The organism is Arcobacter cryaerophilus gv. crypticus (genome assembly GCF_002993025.1).
GTDB lineage: Bacteria > Campylobacterota > Campylobacteria > Campylobacterales > Arcobacteraceae > Aliarcobacter > Aliarcobacter cryaerophilus_B.
The window spans coordinates 31,879-55,390 of record NZ_NXGI01000012.1; the positions used below are offsets into that span (position 1 = coordinate 31,879).

26 protein-coding genes and 1 pseudogene are annotated in these 23,512 nt (G+C 26.8%); 6 read left to right on the forward strand and 21 right to left on the reverse strand.

All coding sequences use genetic code 11. From position 1 onward, the window contains the following. The 3 genes and pseudogenes from glyA to CJ670_RS06120 all read left to right on the forward strand — a co-directional run. A pseudogene (gene glyA, locus CJ670_RS10990) lies at positions 1-171 on the forward strand (serine hydroxymethyltransferase); the annotation flags it as partial. A 13-nt stretch (positions 172-184) separates the two neighbouring features. Further along, positions 185-1,018, forward strand: coding sequence for a bifunctional helix-turn-helix domain-containing protein/methylated-DNA--[protein]-cysteine S-methyltransferase (locus CJ670_RS06115; protein ID WP_228154215.1), 834 nt, complete (start codon positions 185-187; stop codon positions 1,016-1,018). Between the two features lie 80 nt (positions 1,019-1,098). Continuing rightward, positions 1,099-2,706 (forward strand): YcaO N-terminal domain-containing protein, encoded by a 1,608-nt coding sequence (locus CJ670_RS06120; RefSeq protein WP_105939277.1) that lies wholly within the window; start codon positions 1,099-1,101, stop codon positions 2,704-2,706. A 31-nt stretch (positions 2,707-2,737) separates the two neighbouring features. Here the strand turns inward: CJ670_RS06120 and CJ670_RS06125 are convergent, their stop codons facing one another. The 8 genes from CJ670_RS06125 to CJ670_RS06160 form a co-directional block, all read right to left on the reverse strand. Next, entirely contained in the window at positions 2,738-3,430 is a 693-nt protein-coding gene (locus tag CJ670_RS06125) for a tetrahydrodipicolinate N-succinyltransferase N-terminal domain-containing protein (RefSeq protein ID WP_105939278.1), read from the reverse strand. 37 nt (positions 3,431-3,467) lie between these two features. Beyond that, entirely contained in the window at positions 3,468-5,315 is a 1,848-nt protein-coding gene (locus CJ670_RS06130) for a primosomal protein N' (protein WP_105939279.1), read from the reverse strand. Beyond that, positions 5,312-5,755 carry a hypothetical protein gene (locus CJ670_RS06135; protein ID WP_105939280.1) on the reverse strand — a complete coding sequence of 148 codons (444 nt, stop codon included), beginning with the start codon at positions 5,753-5,755 and terminating at the stop codon, positions 5,312-5,314. Before CJ670_RS06135 ends, CJ670_RS06130 begins: the two co-directional genes overlap by 4 nt. Then, positions 5,742-5,951 carry a hypothetical protein gene (locus CJ670_RS06140; protein ID WP_105939281.1) on the reverse strand — a complete coding sequence of 70 codons (210 nt, stop codon included), beginning with the start codon at positions 5,949-5,951 and terminating at the stop codon, positions 5,742-5,744. The genes CJ670_RS06135 and CJ670_RS06140 overlap by 14 nt, the downstream gene beginning before the upstream one ends. After that, positions 5,944-6,156 (reverse strand): hypothetical protein, encoded by a 213-nt coding sequence (locus tag CJ670_RS06145; protein WP_228154216.1) that lies wholly within the window; start codon positions 6,154-6,156, stop codon positions 5,944-5,946. Before CJ670_RS06145 ends, CJ670_RS06140 begins: the two co-directional genes overlap by 8 nt. A 3-nt stretch (positions 6,157-6,159) precedes the next feature. After that, a complete protein-coding gene (locus CJ670_RS06150; protein ID WP_105911190.1) occupies positions 6,160-6,582 on the reverse strand; it encodes a hypothetical protein in 423 nt (140 codons plus the stop codon). A gap of 94 nt (positions 6,583-6,676) precedes the next feature. Beyond that, positions 6,677-7,519 (reverse strand): YitT family protein, encoded by an 843-nt coding sequence (locus tag CJ670_RS06155; RefSeq protein WP_105939282.1) that lies wholly within the window; start codon positions 7,517-7,519, stop codon positions 6,677-6,679. 8 nt (positions 7,520-7,527) lie between these two features. Then, entirely contained in the window at positions 7,528-8,766 is a 1,239-nt protein-coding gene (locus tag CJ670_RS06160) for a BaiN/RdsA family NAD(P)/FAD-dependent oxidoreductase (protein ID WP_105939283.1), read from the reverse strand. Positions 8,767-8,837: 71 nt separating this feature from the next. Here CJ670_RS06160 and CJ670_RS06165 point away from each other — a divergent pair, with 71 nt between their 5' ends. Continuing rightward, positions 8,838-9,584 (forward strand): polysaccharide deacetylase family protein, encoded by a 747-nt coding sequence (locus tag CJ670_RS06165; protein ID WP_105939284.1) that lies wholly within the window; start codon positions 8,838-8,840, stop codon positions 9,582-9,584. A 66-nt stretch (positions 9,585-9,650) separates the two neighbouring features. Next, on the forward strand, positions 9,651-10,748 hold the full coding sequence (locus CJ670_RS06170; protein ID WP_105939285.1) for a DUF808 family protein: 1,098 nt from the start codon (positions 9,651-9,653) through the stop codon (positions 10,746-10,748). A gap of 42 nt (positions 10,749-10,790) precedes the next feature. Here CJ670_RS06170 and rhuM read toward each other — a convergent pair whose 3' ends face one another. The 3 genes from rhuM to CJ670_RS06185 form a co-directional block, all read right to left on the reverse strand. Then, on the reverse strand, positions 10,791-11,768 hold the full coding sequence (gene rhuM, locus CJ670_RS06175; protein ID WP_105939286.1) for a RhuM family protein: 978 nt from the start codon (positions 11,766-11,768) through the stop codon (positions 10,791-10,793). Further along, positions 11,765-12,805, reverse strand: coding sequence for a PDDEXK nuclease domain-containing protein (locus CJ670_RS06180; RefSeq protein WP_105939287.1), 1,041 nt, complete (start codon positions 12,803-12,805; stop codon positions 11,765-11,767). Before CJ670_RS06180 ends, rhuM begins: the two co-directional genes overlap by 4 nt. A 242-nt stretch (positions 12,806-13,047) precedes the next feature. Beyond that, positions 13,048-14,577 (reverse strand): B12-binding domain-containing radical SAM protein, encoded by a 1,530-nt coding sequence (locus CJ670_RS06185; protein WP_105939288.1) that lies wholly within the window; start codon positions 14,575-14,577, stop codon positions 13,048-13,050. Between the two features lie 87 nt (positions 14,578-14,664). Here CJ670_RS06185 and CJ670_RS06190 point away from each other — a divergent pair, with 87 nt between their 5' ends. Beyond that, positions 14,665-14,964, forward strand: a complete 300-nt coding sequence (locus CJ670_RS06190) for a DUF3817 domain-containing protein (RefSeq protein ID WP_105911201.1) — start codon at positions 14,665-14,667, stop codon at positions 14,962-14,964. Between the two features lie 23 nt (positions 14,965-14,987). Here the strand turns inward: CJ670_RS06190 and CJ670_RS06195 are convergent, their stop codons facing one another. From CJ670_RS06195 to fdhD, 10 genes are read right to left on the reverse strand one after another with little or no spacing between them, the layout of a single operon-like run. Further along, the gene (locus tag CJ670_RS06195; protein WP_105939289.1) at positions 14,988-16,862 is read right to left on the reverse strand and encodes a hypothetical protein; all 1,875 of its coding nucleotides are present in this window, start codon (positions 16,860-16,862) and stop codon (positions 14,988-14,990) included. A gap of 56 nt (positions 16,863-16,918) precedes the next feature. Further along, entirely contained in the window at positions 16,919-17,119 is a 201-nt protein-coding gene (locus CJ670_RS06200; protein WP_105911203.1) for a sodium-dependent tyrosine transporter, read from the reverse strand. A 46-nt stretch (positions 17,120-17,165) separates the two neighbouring features. Then, the gene (locus CJ670_RS06205; protein ID WP_105911204.1) at positions 17,166-18,158 is read right to left on the reverse strand and encodes an energy-coupling factor ABC transporter ATP-binding protein; all 993 of its coding nucleotides are present in this window, start codon (positions 18,156-18,158) and stop codon (positions 17,166-17,168) included. Beyond that, positions 18,155-18,850: an ABC transporter permease gene (locus CJ670_RS06210; protein ID WP_105911205.1), complete on the reverse strand. Its 696-nt coding sequence runs from the start codon at positions 18,848-18,850 to the stop codon at positions 18,155-18,157. The genes CJ670_RS06205 and CJ670_RS06210 overlap by 4 nt, the downstream gene beginning before the upstream one ends. 25 nt (positions 18,851-18,875) lie before the next feature. Next, positions 18,876-19,685 (reverse strand): ABC transporter substrate-binding protein, encoded by an 810-nt coding sequence (locus CJ670_RS06215; protein WP_105939290.1) that lies wholly within the window; start codon positions 19,683-19,685, stop codon positions 18,876-18,878. Positions 19,686-19,701: 16 nt separating this feature from the next. Continuing rightward, the gene (locus CJ670_RS06220) at positions 19,702-20,949 is read right to left on the reverse strand and encodes a molybdopterin molybdotransferase MoeA (RefSeq protein WP_105939291.1); all 1,248 of its coding nucleotides are present in this window, start codon (positions 20,947-20,949) and stop codon (positions 19,702-19,704) included. 2 nt (positions 20,950-20,951) lie between these two features. Then, positions 20,952-21,941 carry a cysteine desulfurase gene (locus CJ670_RS06225; RefSeq protein ID WP_105939292.1) on the reverse strand — a complete coding sequence of 330 codons (990 nt, stop codon included), beginning with the start codon at positions 21,939-21,941 and terminating at the stop codon, positions 20,952-20,954. Between the two features lie 2 nt (positions 21,942-21,943). Beyond that, the gene (locus CJ670_RS06230; RefSeq protein WP_105911209.1) at positions 21,944-22,306 is read right to left on the reverse strand and encodes a winged helix-turn-helix domain-containing protein; all 363 of its coding nucleotides are present in this window, start codon (positions 22,304-22,306) and stop codon (positions 21,944-21,946) included. Then, on the reverse strand, positions 22,290-22,715 hold the full coding sequence (locus tag CJ670_RS06235; RefSeq protein ID WP_105939293.1) for a ModE family transcriptional regulator: 426 nt from the start codon (positions 22,713-22,715) through the stop codon (positions 22,290-22,292). Before CJ670_RS06235 ends, CJ670_RS06230 begins: the two co-directional genes overlap by 17 nt. Continuing rightward, positions 22,708-23,496, reverse strand: coding sequence for a formate dehydrogenase accessory sulfurtransferase FdhD (fdhD, locus tag CJ670_RS06240; protein ID WP_066405449.1), 789 nt, complete (start codon positions 23,494-23,496; stop codon positions 22,708-22,710). The genes CJ670_RS06235 and fdhD overlap by 8 nt, the downstream gene beginning before the upstream one ends. Positions 23,497-23,512: the final 16 nt, after the last annotated feature.

The window sequence follows — 23,512 nt, forward strand, 5'->3', positions numbered from 1 at the left end:
TCTCCAGCACTAACAGCACGTGGAATGAAAGAAAAAGAGTTTGAATATATTGCAAACAAAATTTGTGATGTATTAGATAACATTGAAGATAAAGAGTTACACAAAAAAATAAACAAAGAGCTTGAAGAGTTAGCTAGTAAGTTTGTGATTTACAGTAGTTCGACGTATTAATAAAGAGAAAAAAGTGGAAATAGAAAAAAATAGTTCTACTTATAATCAAATAGAAAAAGCTATCAAATACATAGATGAGAACTTTAAATCTCATCCAAGTATTGATGAAATTGCAAAAAATGTTGGAATGAGTAAGTACCATTTTATAAGAGTTTTTAAAGATTATGTTGGTCTTACTCCTCAACAATTTTTGCACAGTGTTACTTTAAACTATGCAAAAGAGCATATAAAAGAGTCCAAATCTATTCTTGATAGCAGTTTAGATATTGGACTTTCGAGTTCTAGCCGTCTTCACGAACTTTTTGTAAACCTAATTGGAGTTACTCCAAAAGAGTGGAAAGAAAAAGGTAAAGATGTACAAATTACTTATGGTTTTGGAAAAACTCCTTTTGGTGAAGCTTTGATTGGATTTACTTCTAAAGGAATTTGTTATTTGGGTTTTTGTGATAACAATAAAAAAGATATTTTTCAAAGATTTAATGAACTTTGGGAGAATGCAAACTTAGTTTTTGATGAAAATCAAGCAAATGAGTATTTGGAAAATATCTTTATAAAAAATAAAAAATATCCACTTTTAGTAAAAGGCACAAATCTTCAAATAAATATTTGGAAAGCACTAATAAATATTCCAAATGGAGAAATTGCAACTTATAGCGATATTGCAAATATTGTAGATAAACCAAAATCTGTAAGAGCTGTTGCAAATGCTATTGGAAAAAATCATATTGGCTACCTCATTCCTTGTCATAGAGTTATTGCAAAAAGTGGAGCAATGAGTGGATATAGATGGGGAATTGAGAGAAAAGAGAATTTACTAGCTTTTGAAGCATCGAAAAAAAATATTTAAAATTAATAAAATATGTAAATAAGCACTAAAACAACAAAATCTTTAGCTATACTTCACAAAATTTTTAAGAAAGAAGTAAAATGCAACTACTGTCAAAAGATGCTCCACTAGAAGTAAGTTTAACAAAAATGAAAAAAATAATAGATGATTTAGGTTACAAAATAAGGCTTTCAAAAGAGAAAAATCCTGTAAAAAATAGTTTTTCAGTAAACCTAAGTTTTGAAGGTGCAAACAACTATATCTTTTCAAATGGTAAAGGCTCAATATCTGACTCTTGTTTGGCAAGTGCTTATGGTGAATTTATAGAAAGATTACAAACAAATCTATATTTTAATGATTACTATTTAGAAAATAGAGATTTTTTTCCAGACCAAAAAGCATTTGATAAAAATAGTGATTTCTTGGATGAAGATATAAAAAAGTATTACACTTTAGAAGGTATTGAAAAAGATGATTTTTTGGATTTTAACTCAAATGATTCTTCAAAAATAATCTCTTTGCCTTTTATAAATCAAACTTCACAAAAAAAAGTATATTTTCCTATAAATTTACTAGCAAATCTATATGCAAGCAATGGTTTATCTACAGGAAACACAAAAGATGAAGCAAAAGTTCAAGCTTTATGTGAGATATTTGAAAGAAATGTAAAAATAAAAGTTATAAAAGATGGTTTAGCTCTTCCAGAGTTTCCAAAAGATGTTTTAAATAAGTTTTCCAAAATATCTGAAGATATAAAATCTTTAGAAGAAAAAGGCTTTAAAATAAAAGTTTATGATTCATCTTTGGGTGGAATATATCCAGTTACAGCAATAGCTTTTATAAATCCAAAAAACAATACACTTTTTTTATCTTTTGGAAGCCACCCTATTTTGGAAGTTTCAATTGAAAGAACAATAACAGAGCTTTTACAAGGAAGAGAAATAGATGAGCTAGATAGCTTTGAAAAACCAACTTTTGATATGGAAGAGATTGCTTCAAATTCAAATTTAGAGTCACATTTTGTTGATTCAAATGCAAAAGTTGCTTTACAGTTTTTAAGTGCAAAAAAATCATTTACTTATACTCCTTGGAAGTTTGATATAGAAAAAAGTAGTGAACAATTTATAATTTTAAAAGAGATTTTAAACAAAGAAAACAAAACAATATATCTTAGAGAATATGACTATTTAGGATTTTACTCTTGTCATATGATTGTTCCAGAATTTTCAGAGATTTATCCACTTGAAGATATGATTTATAACAATAAAAATCAAGGAAAACTAATCAGAGATTTTATTTTAAACAAAGATAAATATGATTTAGAAAATTTACTTGATGAATTAAATGGTTTTGATGACTCTATAAATATGGGTGCATTTATTGGAGTTATTTTTAAAGAGGATTTCTCTTTGGGTGAATTCAAAGCTGATATTTTGATTAAATTAAAAGAGTATGAAGAAGCAATTTTTTACCTAGAACAATCAAATAAAAAATTCAACTATATTTTGGCTCAGGTTTTAAGAATAACTCAAGAAAACTTAAATTTTGAAGATTTCAAAGATGCCCTTTTTGATGTTTTTGAAGAGAAAAATATCAAAAGAGCTTTAGATATTATTGATAAAAAAAGTTCTTTAATAAACTTAGAGTTTGCAAATGAATATAAAAATATTTTAAACTTATTTGATTCAAAAAACAAAAAATATTCATAAAAATAAATAGCAAGATAATCTTGCTATTTAACTATTTTAGAAGTGTTGCCTTGCAAGAAGTTTCATCATTTGATGGAATAATATGTCTTAAAAATCTTGAATATTTACCAACATAATCAACTTTTGGATATTTTGCTCCAACTTTTAGCAAAATCTCATTTTGTCTTAACCAATCAAGCTCTACAGGAATAGCATCTATCCAAGCACAATTTGTAAGTAAATCTTCTATTCCTTCAAGATTTGGCTCATCTGTTTTTTTGCTATATTTTGCATATAATTTTAGATATGTAGCTTCAACACTTTGTGGTTTTTCATCTTTAAAAATAAACACAACTTTAAAATCATCACCACTTAATCCACTATCTATTGGTAATGTAGCTAGAGTAGAGATTACTTGAAGATTTTTGTGAAGCTCTTTTTCTTCATAAAATGGTTTAAATGCTTCTATACAATATCCTAAAAATCCATCACCCATATCAAATACAGCCTCACTTTTTGTACAATCAACATTTTGTCCACTTTGTTTTAAAGCTGCTAAAAATATTGCAGCACTTTTATGATTTTCATTCCAATTTACAACTGGAAATGTAGCTTCTAAAATCAAGCTTGGATTTAAAACTCCTCTGCTAACTCTAGCAATTCCAAATCCTAAAGGTTGTTTATACCAACTCTCTTTTTCTATACTCTCAACAAGTGCCTTAAAATCTTCTTTTGTATTTATCATATTTCTCTCCTCTTTTAATATTAATTTTACTCAAATTCTAATAAATTGTATCCATATCAATTGAAATATTACTTGATTTCAAATAGTGCAAAGATTTTAAAAGTGCTTTTATATCTTTTGAGCGAATAATTACTTCATATCTATACTTATTTGCAATTCTAAAAATTGCACACTCACCAAAGCCTACAACTTCAATATCTTTATTGTTTTTTAAATCTTTTACAATCTCTTGTAATTCATCTTTTACTTTTAAACCATTTGTTGAAGATAAAATTACTCTTGCCAATTTTACAAAAGGAGGATACAAATCTTTTCTAAACTCTAACTCACTTTTTAAAAACTCTTTATAATTTGATTCTTCTAAATAATATCTAAAAAAGTCTTCATTTTTTGTCTCAATTATAACTTCTCCAAAGCCATTTCTTCCACTTCTTCCAGATATTTGAAAAAGCAAACTCAAGGCATTTTCTCTTGCTTTATATGAACTCATATTAAGTAAACTATCCATTCCTAGAACAACTGCAAGTTTTACATTATGATAATCATGCCCTTTTGATAGCATTTGAGTACCAACCAAAATATCTATTTTGTTCTCATTGAACTCATCTAAAATCTTTTTTAAAGATTTTTCACTATTTATACTATCTTTATCGAATCTTTTTATAACACTATTAGGAAACTCATTTTTTAAGATTTCTTCTATTTGTGCCGTTCCAACTCTATGATTTCTTACAATTCCTGTTTTACAAGATGGACAAAACTCTGGAATTTTTTGTGCAAATCCACAATAATGACATTTTAAAGCCAAATCGTTTTTATGTAAACTCATAGAAACACTACAAAATGGACATTCAACACTTTTTCCACAATCAAAACAGATTTGGTGTTTATAATTTGCACGAGTTGGTAAAAAAACTATTGTTTGGTTTTTATTTTCAATACTTTTTTTTATCAAATAAAGAGTTTTTTCTGAAATATTTTGACCACTATTTTCAAAAATATAACTCTTTTTTGTCTCATAAAATGTCTTATCAAGCTCAAAATATGGGATTTTATAAAAACTATTTAAAGATGGTGTTGCACTTCCTAAAATAAGTCTTAAATCAAATTTTTTTGATATAAAAATTGCTAAATCTTTTGCATTATATCTTGGGTTTGTATCGCTTTTATAAGAGTTATCATGCTCTTCATCTACAACAATCAAACCTAAATTTCTATAAGGTAAAAAAAGAGCTGATCTTGCACCTGCTATTAATTTTATTTCTCCATTTTGAAGTTTCAGCAGTATCTCTTTTTTTCTTTTTATAGTTACTTTTGAGTGCCAAATCGCAACATTTGAATCAAAAACTTCTACAAGTCTTTTTTCCATTTGTGGAGTAAGAGAGATTTCTGGCATTAAAAAAACTGCTTGTTTCCCTTGCTTTAAAATCTCTTTTATAGTTTTTATATATATTTCAGTTTTTCCAGCACCAGTTTTTGCAAAAAGAAGAGCTTGTTTTTTACTATCTAAAAAACTTTTTGCTTCTTGCTGAAAAGATGATAAATTTATCTCTTTTTTATAATCAGTACTCAAATTTTCATAATAAATATTTTTATTAAAAGCTTGAAATAAACTCAAAGCAAATCCCATAGAACAAATATAGTATTTACTTACAAAATCAGCAATTTCAAGCATAAAATCACTATAAAACTCATCTTTTATAGTCAAAATCATACTACATTTAAAATCTGGTTTATCAACTTTTTTTATAACTACTGCTAAATTTGGATTTTTTCTTTTTGCTAAAATAACTTCAACTAAAGAGCCATTTTCGATAATCTCTTCACTTTGGTAAGTTAAGTTTTGTAAAGGAGATTTTAAAATAGCTACTTCATAATAATTCAAAAAAGCTCCTCACATAATTCTAAACTACTTACACATAAAAATTGACTATCTTTTAATAAAAATTCATAGTTGTGCTTTTTTGTGAAAAATATATATTTATCATCTGATACTTTTGCCCAATAGCCATTTTTAGACTCATTTGTTGAAGTTGAAATAATTGGGAAATCTAAAATATATTCAAATAATTTCTCATTTTCAACATCTATGTTTGCATTATCTAATTTGTTTATATAATCAAATTTTTGTATTAATATATTTTTTGCTTTATCTTTTTGTATACCATTTTTTATAAGAGCTATATCTGATTTTAGTTTTAGTAAATCACTATTTTCTAAAAAAGTATTAATTTTTGGGAGCAAAAAAGATAAAATAATAGCAATAACTACTATAAAAATAACTATTTCAAGAGTAGAAAATGCTTTTTTTCTAAAACCCCGCAATTTTATTTGTAATATCCTCAACCTCTTTTCTAAAAGTTCTATACTCTTGATTTAGCTTTAGATATGCCAAAAGAAGGGATTTTGTATCATTGTTTTTTTCAGTATCTAAATATTTACAAAGCTCTTTTTCAAGCTCTTCATCGACAGAAATAGTGTAAGCTTTGTTATTTATATGAAATGTCAAATCTTTAATCACTTTTATTTCCCTTTATTAAAGTTAATGTACTATCAATTTTTAAAATCATATCTTGATTATTTCTTTCAAGCTTATCATTTTCATCTATTAGTTCACTTATCTTTTTCTCAAGAGCTATTTTTTCAAGTTTTATTTTTGCATGCTCTTCTAATAGATTGTCAATTCTTTCATTTAAAAGCGTAATGATTTCCATACTTTTACTCATAATTTAAGATATTAACTCCTCGTACTCATCACTCATATAAACTTTTGCTATCTCATAAAGTTTTGCAACAGATTTTCCCCAAGATGAAAAATCATTTAAATCTTTAGTTCCAATACCAAAGTTTTGAGAAATCTTTTCTATCAAAATTTGCTCATTTATATTAAAAACACTATCAATATGAACTAGTATCATAAGCTCTAAAACAACAATTTTTTTACTTCTTTGGCTTTTGAAATTATTTAAAGTTGCTTCTAAATTAAAATTATCCATATCAAATGAATCGATATTTTCGATTCCCATTTCATCACAATACTCTAAAATAACCTCTTCTTCTTCTCTTCCAAAATTATTATCAACTCTTGCTAAATAATGAGCCAATTGTAAAAATGCAAATTTCTCTCGTGCTTCAAGTTTCATCAATAACATATATTATATTCCTATTTATATTTAATAATTAATCTTACATTATAGTATATTTTTTTTAATTTGCAACTAAATCAACCTTTGCATCAAAGCAAAACTACTTTAAACCTCTACCCAAAAACTCTGAAGCTTCTGTGATTATCATAAAAGCATCTGGGTCATATTTAGTGATTAAATTTTTTAATAAATCAATCTTTCCTGCATCAACTGTAACATAAATAATAGTTTTGTTTTGTCCTTTATGAAGACCTATTCCTGTTAAGATAGTACCGTGTTCTTCTATTCGATCTCTTATTTGCTCTTTTAAAACTTCAACATTGTTTGATACTATATTTACTATCTTTTTTGATGGTCGCCCTGTTAGAATAATATCAAGCACCCTAATTCCAACATAAACACTAAGCATACTGTAAAGTGCTTTATCAATATCATTATAAACAAAAACTGAAGCAAACATAATTACAGCATCAATAGCCAATAAAACTTCTGCCGCTTTGTATTTTGTCTTTTTTGCAACTATTTCTCCTACAACAGATGTACTTCCAGTAGATGCTCTTCCTTTTATAATTAAGCCAACACCCAAACCTATAAAAATTCCACCAAAAACTGCGGCTAGTAGAATATCATGTGTCATGGCTTCTATTTTTAAAACTTCCTTTAATATATCTATAAATGTTGATAAAAGAAGAACCACAATAAATGTTTTAAATAGATAATATTTTCCAAAATAGATATACGATAAAATCAAAAATGGAATACTTACTACTGCAATAATAATACCTAAAGTGATTTGTGGGAAAATTGCATGTAAAAGTAAAGATATACCTACTCCTCCACCTGTAATTACCTCATTTGGAGATAAAAAACATACTGTTCCAAATGCCATTGCAAATGAACCTAAAATTATAAATATATACTGTTTTAAATCTGTTTTTTTCATATTTTTTCCTAAATTTTATTCAATTTTCCAGCCAAAAAGCCACTAGAAAAAGACCATTGAAGATTGTATCCACCACAAGGTCCATCAATATCTACAACTTCACCACAAAAGTATAAACCATCAACAATTTTGCTTTGCATAGTTTTTTGATCTATTTGTTTTAAATCAACTCCACCTCTTGTAATCATAGCTTGTCTAAATCCATCGTGCCCAACAATAGTAAAAGGTGTCCAAGCTAGAGTTTTTATTAGTTTTTCTCTTTTAATTCCATCTATTTGTTTAAATCTTAAATTTTCATCAATCTCACAAATATTTAAAATCTCTTTAGAAACACTACTTGCAAGTAAAGTTTCTAAATTTTGTAAAATATTATTTTGTGGATTTTTGGCTATTTCATTTTTTAAATGCTGAAAAATATCCTCTTCATTTTTACCTTTTAAGAAATTTATCAAAAGTGGAACTTCATCATATTTTTCTAAAATTGGAGTAATTTCTCTTGCAAAATCCAATATAACTGGACCTCGTAAACCATCTTTTGTGAAGATTAAATCTCCTGTTAGTTTTAGGTTTTTATATTTTGGAATATTTACTTTTAGTATAGCTTTTGCAATTGTATCAGCTTTACAAGAAGCAAAATTTTTCTCTTTTGTAAAAAGTGGCATCATAGCAGGAGTTGTTTGTGTTATTTTATGACCAAAATATGAAGCAAAAATATATCCATCTCCTGTTGCTCCTAAAGTTGGATATCCTAAACCACCAGTTGCTAAAACTAGATTTTTACTTTTAAAAATCTCTTCATTTGTCTTTATTTCAAAAATATCTTTCTCTTTTTTTATACTTTTTATATTTATCGAAGTTTTAACTTCAACTTTTAATCTCTCAAGCTCATTTTGCAATGCTTCCAAAATAACAGATGAGCTATGATTTACAGGAAATACTCTAAATCCATCTTTAGCAATTGTAGCAACTCCAATTGAAGCAAAAAAAGTAAGCAAATCATCTCTTGTAAAACTATCTAATGCATCTTTTATGAATCTGCCACTTTTACCAAATTTAGTACAAAAATCATCTTGAGATAAAGTATTTGTAAGATTGCATTTTCCTCCACCTGTTGCTTTTAATTTTAAAGCAATTTGTGGCATTTTTTCAACTATTAATACATTTTTTCCATCTTTTGCAGCACTTATACTTGCCATTATTCCAGCAGGTCCAGCTCCTAAAACTATTAAATCATAAATTTTGTTCAATTTTCTCTTCTTTTATTGAGTTTCTTGTATTATACACAATTTAATTTAAGCATTTAGGGGATTTCGTATTTATGCTTGGTCGAGTTTTATCTATTTTTACAATTTTATCACTATATTCATTTGCAACTACAAATAATAAAATAGCACTTTTAACTTTCGATGATGGTCCAATAAGAGCAACAAAAAATATAATAGAAACAGTACGAGAAGAGAATATTCCTGTTACTATGTTTTTTATTGCTTGTCAAATTGAAAATTTTCAAAATGTATATAAAGATGCTATAAGTTATCCAAATATTTTAATAGCAAACCATACATATTCGCATGCAAACAATAGGTATAGAAAGTTTTATAGTGACCCTATTTTGGTTGTAGAAGATATAAAAAAAGCAAATTCAATAGTAGGACTTGATAATATTTCAAATACTTCATCTGCTTTTTTGCCAGTAAGACTTGCTGGAAGAAATGTTTTTAGAATTCCAACAATTACTAAAAATGACAATATGATAGACAAAATACAAAGAGAAAAAGAGATTGTTGGTTATGATGATATTTATAAAGAGGGTTATTATATCTATGGTTGGGATGTAGAGTGGGCTTATGAAAAAAATGGAAGACCAATACTATCTCCTCAAGAAATATATAACTCTATGGAAAAAATATATGAAAAAAAACTCTCAAGTAAAAAGGATAAAGTAGTTCTTTTAATGCATGATTTTATGTTTAGTAATAATTTCAATGGAAAAGAGAATTTAAAAACATTAATTCAACTACTAAAAAATGGTGGTTGGAGTTTTGAGAATATAGAAAATTATTAGACTATATATTTGTCTTAGTAGATTTTTAATACTATTTCAATTTTAAAAAATATAAAAAGGAATTTAATGGCTGGATTATTGGGCTATTTATCAATATTAGCAGATGATATTGGTTCACTTGCAGGAAAAACTGCAGCTACAACTGCAAAATCTCTTGCAACTTCACTTGATGATATTGGTATTTTATTTGATGATATAGCAACTTATACAAAACTAGCAAGTATAAAATCTAGTGGTCTTTTAGTAGATGATTTAGCTGCTATTGCAAATTTTACAAATGAAACAACTTCTGAAATACTAAAAAAAGAGCTAGAAAAAGCTAAAGATGTTGAAGAGTTTGAAGAAAATGTAAAAAAATTAGATGAAAAAGCTCAACAAGAGATTTTAAAAGAGCTTGAAAATATAAGAAATGTAGCAATTCTTGAAGCAAAAAGAAAAGCAGCCTTAAGAGAACTTCCAATTGTTTATAAAATCGCAAAGGGAAGTTTTATAAATAAATTTATCATCATTCCTGTTGTTTTACTTTTAAGTTATATTGCACCTTGGGCTATTGCTCCTATTTTGATTATTGGAGGGGCTTATTTGGCTTATGAGGGAGTTGAGTCTATTTTAGAAAAATTTGGTCATCATCAAGAAGATGAACAAACAAATCAAAAAGAGAGTTCAAATGAAGATTTTGAAGAGCAAAAGGTAAAAAGTGCTATTCAAACAGATTTTATTTTATCTTTTGAAATAATTGTTATTAGTTTAAGCCTTTTAGATAATAGTGATTTTATAACAAAACTTATGGTTTTAATAAGTGTAGGAATTTTAACAACCGTTTTAGTATATGGAATAGTTGCTTTAATTATAAAACTAGATGATATTGGATTTTATTTACAAGAGAAAAAAAGTATTGCTTTACAAAAAATTGGAGATGGTTTTGTAAAATCTATGCCTTATATTATAAAAACTATTGGAGTTTTAGGAACTATTGCAATGCTTGCAGTTGGTGGTGGAATCATAGCTCATGAAACACATATTTTACAGTCACTTGAAAATATTATAAAAGCTATCCCTCTTGGTGGATTTTTTAGTGAAATTATTTTGGGAGCAATTGTAGGGTATATTGTAGTTTTAATAGCTCCTATTTTTTCAAAAATTACAAAAGTATTTAAAAAATAGTTTAAGTAAGTGAGTAAATCTAACTTACTTAATAACTAATATTTATTTTAACCTTTTTATATCTTCTTCTAGCTCTTTTAGACTTTGAATTTTTTCTATTTTCTTTTGTTCATCTTTAAACTTTTGATACTCTAATTCACTTTTTGCTTTTGCGTTTATCTGGCTTATTTTTCCTGCATGATTTAGTAACTCTCTACCATTTAAAGATATAACAGCATCAAGTCTAATTATCCAATCTTTCATATACATTGGTGTTTGTTGCATTGCCATCGTTTGGGCAAATGCTAAATATTGCTCAACAAGCAAACCTAAGAGTTTTATCTCTTCTTCGTTTAAATAATTTTTAGCAATACTCACATCTTTTTTTGTTACATTTTTATTTTCTTTATCGTATGAACTCATCCCTAAAAGAGGTTTACTCATATCTACACGATTATGTACAAGCTCAGCTGCTGTTTGAGATGATACTGCCCAAAGTAATTTATTTTGGACAATTTTGAAAAACTCTATTGTTTTTTCATCTTTTGGGTCATAATCTATACTTGTCATATAGATATCTTTGATTTTTTGATAGAAAAACTTCTCAGATATTCTAATATCTCTAAGTCTTTTTTGAAGTTCATCAAAATAGCCCATAGAGTTGCCATTTTTAAATCGCTCATCATTTAGCACAAAACCTTTTGTGATGTACTCTTTTAATTTATCATTTGCCCAAATTCTAAATTTTGTACCAGTAGATGAACGAACTCTAAAACCAATGGCTATTATCATATCAAGGTTGTAATACTCTACATCATAATTTTTACCGTCATTTGCAGTTGTTCGGTAATTCCGAACAACTGAATTTCTATCTAACTCACCCTCTTCAAAAATAGCTTTAATATGTTCACTAATAGTTGATTTTGCTTTACCAAACACTTCACAAATTTGAGCTTGAGATAGCCATATTGAGCCATCTTCAAACATCACATCTACTTTGATGTTTCCATTTTCATTTTGGTAGATTAGAATTTCGCTCATATTAAGCCTTTTAGCTCTTCTTCTATTTGCTCAATCGTTGGCAAAGAAGATTCTAGCTCTTTTGGAAGAATATTGCTAAGTTCATATTGGCTTATACCTATTGGTGTGCTTACATTTCTTAGTGCATACTCTACAACAGTATCACTTTTTGATTTGCAAATAAGTATTCCTATTGTTGGGTTATCAAACTTAGTTTTTACTTGTTCATCTACTGCTGTTATATAAAAGTTTAGTTTTCCTGCATATTCAGGTTTAAAATCTGTTGTTTTAAGTTCTACCACCACAAAGCAATGTAGCTTTGTATGATAAAAAAGTAAATCTATTTTAAAATCATTTTTATCTACTACTATTTTATATTGTTGACCTACAAAAGCAAATCCACTTCCAAGTTCTAACAAAAACTTTGTCATATTTGATACAAGTGCATTTTCCAGCTCTTTTTCATCATAACTTTGTCTTAAAGTTAAAAAATCAAAACTATATGGGTCTTTTGTAATCTCATTTGCTAAATCTGATTGTAGTTTTGGAAGAGTATTTTTAAAATTTGTGATAGCTTTGCCATTTCTTTTATATAGCTCTTTTTTCATCTGTTCTATAAGTTCGGCTCTTGAGTAGCCATTTTCTATGGTTTTATTTACATAAAAAAGTGCTTCATCTATATCTTTTGATTTTGAAATTATATGAATATTATGTCCCCAAGGTATATAAAAAATCTTCTCTATTTTATCGTTTTGTAATTGGTCAACAGCTTGTTGACCTAATGAATAAAACTGATACAACTTTTTCATATATATAATATTTGTTCTTGAAAACCCTTGTAATTCTGGAAACTCTAGCTTTAAATCACTACTAATATTTTCTAAAATTTTATCTCCCCACATTGAAACTTTTTGTTTTTCTACAATCATAAAACCAATATCCCAATATAGTCGCAACATCTCTTCATTTACTTTTATATGTGCTTTTAGTTGGGCTGTTTTTATTTTTGATTTAATATTTGTTAAAAACTCTTTATACTCTTGTGGTAATAGTTGCATTTTGAACTCCTAGAATATTTTATTTTTTAGCTTATTTGTTTTCTAATGTATTTGTACCTTGATTGGTAAAAAATTTTGAACTCATATTATAATCTATCCATTTGAAATTTATTTTATAAAAACTAGATTCTACCCTAAAGAGTTTTAAATAAAAAAGTAATTAAAAAGATACTTATTTTATAAAATATGTATAAAAAATATCTGCAAAAATATATAGTAATAAAAGCGAAAAAATAATCATTCTATAGTTCATCATCAACTCTTTTTATCTGTCTTTTATTTGCTCTGCTTTGCTCAATTTGAATAAAATCTTTCTCATATTTTTTATATTTTTTCAAAAATGGTGGTATTTTTCTACCCTCTATCATCATCACATCATCCAAAATTGTTTTTACCAAAATCTCCTCTTCATAATCACGGCTTAAATACTCAAACAGATATTCAGCAACTCTATCAAGTGAGATTTTAAAAGTACTTTCACTTCTTTTATACAACCATTTACTAAAATCAAAAAAGTTTTTAAACACTTTTCCATCTTTAAAAAGTAGTTTTGAAGTCTTTACAAAATTTCCACTATTGTAAACAATATCCCAAAACCTAGCAAATCTTTTCATGTCCTGCATGAGAGTAAAACTTACCAAATTGTTTTTTAAAATATCATAAGGTGGGTTTGGATTATATACCATACCGTGTAGCTCATCATGTCTATTTAAAGTAGTACCTGAAAGTTTTTTTAATATTCCAATTTGTATTTCACCACTACTTAAAGTATAAAGTAAATCAAGGTTTGCCTCAAAACTCTCTATTGTTTCGCTTGGAAGTCCTACAATTAAATCTATATGCATATGAGCATTTGTCTCAGAACTCAAAAAAGCCAGATTCTCTTTGATTTTATCTATTTTTAGGTTTCTATTTATATTTTTTGCTACATCTAAATTTAGGGTTTGAATACCAACTTCAAGTTGTAAACTTCCTGCTTTGAACTTTTTTAAAAGTTCTCTTAACTCTAGAGGAAAATTATCAGGAATTACCTCAAAGTGTAAAAAATAGTCCTCATCTTTTGCCAAAAAATATTCCAAAATAGCTTTTGCATAAGATATTTTTAGATTAAAAGTTCTATCTATAAACTTGTAGTTTCGTGCACCCCTATTCCAAAGTTTATCAATCTCATTTAAAAAAACATCAATTGGTAAATATCTCATTGATGAGTCAATACTAGATAAACAAAACTCACAAGTAAAAGGACAACCACGACTGCTTTCTATATAAATATGTCTATTTTTTATATCAAAATCGCTGTAGTAATCATATGGAAGTTCAATCTTATCAAACTCAACTGGCTTTGCATGAATTATCTTATCTTTTGGTCTAATTCCACCTAAGATATTTTTACACAAGTTATAAACACTTATTTCGCCCTCTCCAAACATAAAGTAGTCTGCAGTTTGAAAATCTACTCTATGAGGAAGATGACTAATCTCTGGACCTCCAAGAGCTACTATTGTATTTGGGCTTATTAGTTTTATATATTTTACAATTTCAGCTACATCTTGGGCATTCCAAATATATGTTGAGATTAATACAATTTTTGGTTTGTACTCTAAAATCTCTTCAACTATTGTTTGAGTTTGGCTATTTATTACAAACTCTAAAATTTTTGCTTCATCTTTTAACTCTTTTAAATTTGCAAACAAGTACCTTAAAGATAGACTTGAGTGCGAAAATCTTGAGTTTAGTGTTGTTAATATTATATTTTTATTTTTTATATTCATGCTGCGGATTCTACTTAAAATGGTGTTATATTAACCTTTGATAAAGAATAGTTTACTATACTTAAAAGAAAAAACAAAAGGTTTGAAATGTTACGAACGAAATTTTCTCAATTTAGAGCTATCTCTGTAATTGAAGGAATCTCTTATTTAATACTAGTTTTTCTAGCAATGCCTCTAAAATATCTCTTTGAAGAACCTATGGCTGTTAAAATATTTGGAATGATGCATGGAATATTTTTTATATTTTTTTGTATAGCTTTATATAATGCTATGAAACAGTACAAGTGGGGGTTTTTATTTAGTTTAAAACTATTTATATACTCTTTAATCCCTTTTTTATTTATACTAATCGAAAAAGAGATTATGAAAACAAAAAAATCTATTTAGAAAGCAAAGCTTTCTAAATAATTTTACTCTACTTTTTGCTCAATTACTTCAGATAATTCAATATCAGAAATTTTCACAGGATACTGCTGTTCATCTTTTGTAAAACTAGTTCCTATTTTTGGCGATATTTCATAGTTTATAGTTCCATTTGGATCAGTTGAACCAATTGAATAAGCTCTAAAATTTATCTCTAAAATCTCATCTTTAAAATCTTTTATATTTAAGATTATACTAAACTCTTTTAGTGAATTTTCACTCAAAGTATCATCATAAGCTTCAATAGCCAAAAAGCTATTTTTAATACTTTCATAAGGATTTATAGTAAAAAGCTCACTATTTGGTTCATAAAGATTTATCTCTTTTAAATCTCCTAAAATAGTAGAAACAACTCTTGATTTATCTTTTAATTGAGGAAAAGATACAACTAAACCTTTTTGACTATTTTCATTTAAAGAAGATTTATATTCAAAAGTTATTTTTAGAAGATTTTCGCCAATCATATTATAAGAAGTTGTAAGATTTTCATCATCATAATATTCAAAATCACTCTCTTGTTGAGTAAATTTTAAATCTTTTTCTTCCAATAATTTAATATCATTTATATAAATACCATCTTTTAAAGATATCTCAAATCTCTTTAAATCATCATTTGCAATATCTTTATAATTTAATCCTAAACTCTCTTTTAAAGGTAAGATTAACTTATCTGCTGAAACTTTATCTAAATCAATTTTTATATCAATTTTTTCAAAAATATCATTTAATCCACTAACCAATGCGGGTTTCATATTTTTATTTAAAGATAAGTTTGCTTCATATCTTAGTTTTTCAAAGATTTTCTCTGAATTTTGAGAAAATGAAGATGAAACTCCAGAAGATGAAACTTTTACATCATTTTTTACAAGCTCTTCAAAAAAACTATCAAAAGCTTTTGAAAAAGCATCTTCATCTTCACTATCTATAACTTTCATTAACTCTTTGTACTGTTTATATGGTAAATTATCCAAAGCAAAAGATATTTCACTATTTTTTACATTTACTATATTTGAACCATTTATCAAGCTTTGAGCATCATTACTAATAAAAGAAAACTCATCAAAAGAGATTTTATCTTTTGTACTAACTTTGTCATTTATATTTTTAGAAGAGCCATTAAATAAGATATTTTTTATACTCATTTTTACAAATTCACTATCTATTGATAGATTAGAAACTGAAAATTTTGTATCTATATTTTTTTCAATCTCTTTATAATAGCTTTTCATATCTTCTAAGACAAAGCTTTCATTGTTTGCACCAATAATTTTAAATAAAGTAATATTTAGACTATTTTTATCTCCAGTTATTCCTCTTAGTGAGATCAAAGAACCACTGTTACTAAATGCAATATCATCTAAAGTGAAGTTCATTTTATCATCTACTTTTAAGTGAATAGCTTTTTGTTTTAAGATACTTAAAAGCTCTTTGCTAGCTTCATCTTCACTATTTTCTAACTCATTTTGTAATACAACTGATAACTCTTTTAGGTATAAATCTGCATTCATCTCTTTTGTAAAAATATTTAAAGAGAAATCATAATCAAACTTTGTACCCTCAAGCGCTAACTGTTTTGATTGATTATCAAAAATATTTAAAAATTCAACAAAAAGCTCTTTTGCTTGGCTCTCTTCTATATTTTTACTTATAAAATCTAATGCTTTTATAGCATCTATAACTTGAATTTCACCATCTTTTCTTATTTTCATTGGGAGATTAGAATTATTTTGAGTTATAGAAAAACCATTTTGATTTAACTCTTCAATTTTTAGATTAACAGCTTTATCAACTGACCTATTTATAGTAAAAAAAATAGCTCCAGCTACTATTAAAACTACAAATCCTATCAACAATTTTTTCATTTATGTTCCTTTTTATTTTTAAAGCAAAAGCTTATCAAATAATTTCTAAATATTTTTTAATTTCGTGTATTAAAAGGTTTTAATAATTCAAAAAGCCACTTATTAGCATCTTCTACTGTTTCAAATCTTTTTGACTTTGCAACTTGATATTGACCTTCATAAAATCTAACTCTTATTCCATCTTCAACATGATCTATTTTTGTTCTAGTTATCTTAGATAGATTTAAAAGAACTCTCTCATTTAATTGTACAAACATATTTACTCCTAATTTTTAAATAGTTAGAAGTTTACTATTTTATCTCTTACATCCAACAAACACTCTCTAAATTAAAAAATACTTCTACTTTATCTCCAGGAAATAAAATATCTTTTTGAATCTCATCTTTAGAGATTAAGCAAGAAAAATTAATACCACAAATAGAGAACTCTATTTGTAAATTATCTTGATTTTCATCTTTTTGAATTGATGTTATTGTTGCTATCAATTTTTCTTTTTTATTATTTTCATCAAATTTAGATATTTTTATACTGTTTTGATTAATTATTACAACTGAATCTCTTTTTTTACTCTTTGAGTTAGGAATTGTAATTTTTTGACCATCAATAAAATTTTTAACCAAATCACCATTTTCATTTTTATTCCATGGTGGAAATAGTAAATTTATATTGCCATGTTCAACTAAACTTCCTTGAAAAAGTGCTATCTTTTTATCACTTATATGTTTTAACCATGTGTAATCGTGACTTGAGATAAATATTGTAGTATTATATTTTTGCTTTGCCAATAAAATAGCATCTTTTATTAATTGTGCTGAGTTTGTATCAACTCCAACTGTTGGTTCATCTAGTATTAATACTTTTGGTTTTAATATTAACCTTGAAGCCAAAGCAACTCTTTGAGCCTCACCACCTGATAGTTGATTCCATTTTCTATTTGAAAAATTACTATCAAGACCAACCAAAGATAAAGCCTCATCAACTTTACTTTTTAAATCTACTTTTTCTCCTCTTATTTTTAAACCATAAGCAATATTTTCAAATACTGTTCGTTTTAATAAATATGGATTTTGAGGAAGCATAACAACGCTTTTTTTAATATTTTCATCTATTAAAATTTCACCATTTTGTGGCTTAGAAATAAAAGATAAAATAGAAAAAAGTGTAGATTTTCCACTACCATTTGGTCCAAAAAAACCAATAATTTTATTCTCTTCTAATATAAGATTATCAATACTTAAAACTCTTTTTTCATCGAAAAAATACTCAATATTTTTTAGTTCATATAAAATATTCATTGAGTCCATCTCCTTTTTAGCATTGATAATGCTATATTAACCATAAGTGCAACTACAAAAAGTACCAAACCTAAAGCAATACCAGTTTCAAATTCACCTTTTCCAGTTTCAAGTGAAATTGCTGTTGTAACTGTTCTTGTGTGATATTTTATATTTCCACCAACCATCATAGAAATTCCAATTTCAGTGATAATTCTTCCATAAGCAGTCATTGCTGCTGTCATTAGACCAAATCTAGCTTCAACTAAAGTTGTTAATAAAATTTGATAAGGTTTTGCACCCAAACCTTTTAAAGATAGATATAACCTTTTATCTGTTGATTCAACTTGTGCAGCGGTTAATGCAATAATTATAGGTAAACCTAAAAAAATCTGACCTATAATTATCGCTTTTTGAGTAAATAGTAGATTATACTCCCCAAAAGCTCCTGCTTGTGATAGGGTTGTATATACAAGAAGTCCTATTACAACTGTAGGAAATGCCAAAAATGTATCTACAATAGTTTTTATTACAGTTTTTCCTCTAAATTGATAATAACCTAGTAAAAATCCCAAAGGAAGTCCCAGTATCAAACTAATCAATATTGACCAAGAAGATACTGTAACAGTAACAATTATTGCAGAATATACACTATCATTTCCACTAATTAAAAGCTCAATAGCTTCTTTAAAACCATCTACTAACAGACTCATATTTGATTACTATTTCCTATTTGTATTATTTTGCATTTGGTGTGAATAGTGATTTATTTAAAAGTTTAAAATCTCCTATAAACTTTTGTGTATCAGCACTAACTAGCCAATCAGAGAATTTTTTTGCTAATTCATCTTGAACTTTTGGACATCTATTTTTATTTACAGGAATAACACTATATTGATTAAATAGTGAATTGTCATTTTCAACAACAATTTTCATTGTATTTGCATCACCTTTTTGAGACTCATATTTAATCCAAGTTCCTCTATCTGTTAATGTATAACCATCTTTTTCAGCAGCCATATTTAGTGTAATAATCATTCCTTGTCCAGATTGAATATACCACTTATCTTTTTCAGGTGTTACATCACTAACATTTTTCCACATCTCTAGCTCTTTTTGATGAGTTCCTGATTTATCACCTCTACTAATAAAATTTGCTTGTTTTTCTTTAATTGCTTTAAATGCTTCTTGAGTAGTTTTTCCTTCAACTTTAGCTGGATCTTTTTTTGAACCAACAATAACAAAGTCATTATACATAACCTCTTTTCTATCAATACCAAAACCTTCATTTACAAACTTTTTTTCAGCTTCTGGAGCATGTACTAAAAGTACATCAACATCACAATTTTCACCCATTTTCAAAGCTTTACCTGTTCCTGTTGATACCCATTTTAACTCTATTCCTGTATCTTGTTTAAATTTTGGAGCTAAACTATCCAATAATCCTGTATCTTCCGTACTTGTTGTTGTTGCCATCATTAAACTATTTGCAAATAAACTACTAGCTATTACTGCACTAAAACCTAAACCTACTAACAATTTTTTCATTTTTTTCTCCTAATTTTTAATTTAAAATATCTGTATTATCTTCAAAATAAATACCATTTAAATCAAGAATTTTTACCTCTTGATTTAATTGTATATTTGAAGCAGAAGCATTTGTTACCAAAATTGAATTACTCTTATAAAAAGCGGTAATCATTCCAGAACCATAATTATTGTTATCTGTAACATAAAAATTACCATTTTGAACTCTTCCTAAAACTATATTTACCCTCCCTTTTTTTGTTTTAAAACTACTTTGATTTATAGCTTTTATATATCCGTGATAAAAAGCATTTTCACCTTGAAGTTTTTTTAACATTGGTATTACAAAAAGGTTTATATTTACCATTGCTGTTAGTGGATTTCCAGGCATACAAATAACCAAACTATTATCCATCTTTCCCATCATCATAGGACGCCCTGGTTTTACATTTACTCCATGAAAAGCTACCTCTAATCCATTTTTTAAAAAAGCATCAGCTACAAAATCAGCATCTCCCATAGAGATACCTCCACTTGTAATAATCACATCATATTTTTTTAAACTATTTATAAATTTTGTTGATTTTTCTAAATCATCTGGAATAACACCACAATAAGTTGCATTAAAACCTTTTTCATTTAATTGAGCAATAATTGCAAATGAGTTACAGTTATATATCTCTTCATTTGAAGCTCTTTGCCATGGCTCTTTGAGTTCATTTCCAGTTGATAAAACAGCAATTGAAATTTGTTTATAAACTTCAACCATAACAACTCCTTGGCTTGCAAGTAAAGCAATATGAGAAGAGTTTATTTTCTCTCCTTTTTTTATTAAAACATCAGCAACTTTTAACTCTTCAGCTTCTAATCTTAAGTTTGAACCTTTTTTTATATCATCAGGTATTGTTATACTATCTTGTGTAACACTTAAACAATTTTCAATAGCAATAATAGTATCAGCATCTTTTGGTACCTTTGCTCCTGTCATTATTTTGTAGCACTCAAGTTTGCCAAGTAATTCATCACTATTTGTATCTTTATCTCCAGCAAAAATAGCTCTTTTTATTTTTAAAGTTTTTCCAGCATCAATAGCTTTAAAAGCAAATCCATCCATAGCAGAGTTATCAAAAGCTGGAAGATTTTTTACACATAATATATCTTTACTAGCAACTTTATTTAATGAAAAAGCTATTGGAATAATTTCACTATTTAAAGTTGTATTTGACAACTCTAAACTCTTTTTAATTGCTTCATTAAAATCTAAATAGTTTAATTTTTCAAACATTTTTATCCTTTATTTAATACTTTTATTTGTAAATATCTTTTTGAAATAAGATTAATAATTTTATCTATTTCACTAATTGAATAGCTTTTTTCAAAACTAAGTGTTATTGCGTTTCTGCTAGTAAGCTCATCATAACCCATAGCTTGAATAACTCTTGATGGTTTTGATAAACCTAAACTACACCCTTCACCATTTGATATTAAAATTTCATCTAAAGCTAAAGTTCTTATTAACTCTCTTGCTTTTATACCTTTAAGTGCAAAATGAAGTGTGTATTCTAAGCTATTTTTATTGTTTATAAAGTAGTAAAGATTATCTTTTAAACTCTCTTCTAATTTTGTTTTAAAAATCTCTTTCATACTATTTTCAAATTTCTGATTTTTTAAAGATTGAAAAATATTATTTAATGAAATTCCATCTTTTTCAAAAATAGCTTGTTCTTCAAATAAATTTTGATTAAAAAGTATTATTGCTTTTGTTGAAAAACCAGTTAGTTTGTATGAATCAAAATATATAGCATCACTATTTTTATCAAAAGAGGCACTTGCATTTGAAATAATTTTTGCATCTGTTAGTATTTTTACATTTTCTAAACTATTTTTATAAAAAGTATCAACTGTGTATGATGATAGAAACAAAAAATCTATCTTTTTATCTTTTAATTTATCTAAATTAATACTTCCATCTTTATTTAAATCTAAATATAAGATCTCAAATCCAAGAGAGCAAAAAATTTCACAAGCATCTATTAAACTTTGTGTTTCACCAAGACTTACTGCAATTTTTCCTTTTTTATTTAGTTGAAGTAATAAATATAAAAAACCACTCTTACAAAAAGAGAAATAGTTTAAATTTTCAAATGCAAACTCTTTTTTAAAACTATCTTCTAAACTATTATAATCTTCATTATTTGATAAAATATTCAAAGATAATTTATCTTTAATATGCAGTTTTTGCATATTTTTATACTGCAAAAAATTTAGTTTATACACTTTTATTTATCCTTTATTTTTATTAAGTTTTCACTTAAAAAAAGTTCATTAAATCTCTTTTTTGAATACTCTTTTATATCTTTATCCAAAATCTCATAAAGCTCTATTAACTCTTTTGCTTTAGATGTTAATTGTGAACCACTATCAACAGCTCTTCCTTTTTTTGTAATAACTAAGCTATCTTCAATAAACTCTTCAAGGATTTTTATATGACTCCAAGTTTTTTTATAGTTCATATTTAAATTTTTTGAAGCATCACTAATTGAACCTGTTTTTTCAATCTCTTTTAAAATTTCTGTTTTTCCACTTCCAAAAATAAGATTTTGCTTATTATCTTCAATCCAAATTTTAACTTTGATTTCCACTTTTAAGCCCTTTTTTTTCTCTAAAACATCCAAGTTGGCAATAACTCACTTCAATATCAGAGTTTTTAACAGTTGAACCAACTACTCTTAAAGATGAATTTTTAGCTTCTTGCCACAAATTTTCACAAGGAATTCTTTGCTCTTTATAACTATTTTTTAATCTATTATAAATCTCTTCATCTTTAGCAAAAAAATCTAAAGAGCCAAATACTCCAAGCTCACAATCTGTTATTTTAAGCCCTAAAGATTTTGTGATTGCACTCATGTCTTTAGCTTCAACTTTTATCTTTTTTGCTACTTTAAATGCTTTTAGACAAGATAGTTTTTTATTATCATCAAGATTTTCAAAAACTATTCTTTGTTGCTCATCACTCAAAGTAAAATCTAACTTATCGTCAATGCTAGACATCTATTCTTCCACTATGAGTATAAAGATTCATCTTTTTACCTCTTGCAAATCCAATAAGTGTAAGACCGTGCTTATGTGCTGTTTGAACTCCTAGATATGTTGGTGCTGTTCTTGATACAACTATTGGGATTTTGTGCATCACAGCTTTTGTAACCATCTCAGAGCTTAATCTTCCACTTACAAATAAAATTGATTTTGTTGTATCAAGACCTTGAAGTTTACACTTTCCAATTGCTTTATCAATTGCATTGTGTCTTCCTATATCTTCAGCTGTTACAGTTGTTCCATCAAGCAGATAAATCATAGCTTTGTGAACACAACCTGTTAAGTTATAAAGTTCACTCTCTTGATAAAACTTTTTAACTTCTGTATAAATAGTTTCTGGTTTTATTTTAAAAGCAGTTTGATTAAATGGGATTTCTAAACTTCCTTCAATATTTCCAGTAACTCCACCACCACAACCACTTACTAAAGTCTTCTCTTTATATAAGTTTTGTAGTGAATTTTCATCTATTTTTGCTTTTACATCTACTCTTAATCCATCAGCACTAACTGTTAGCTCTTCTATGTCAGCAATAGAAGAGATTACATTTTCGCTCATTAAAAAACCAATTGCATGGGCATCTTGGTCTTTTGGAATTGTCATCATAGATATAGCTTTTTCTCCGTTTAAATAAAGGTTTAGACGTGCTTCTTCAATTGTCACGTCTTCAACCATATTGGCTTCATTTTCTATAAGTTTGTCAATAATTACTGTTTTTAAATATTTGCTATTATCCATGTTTTTCCTTAATATG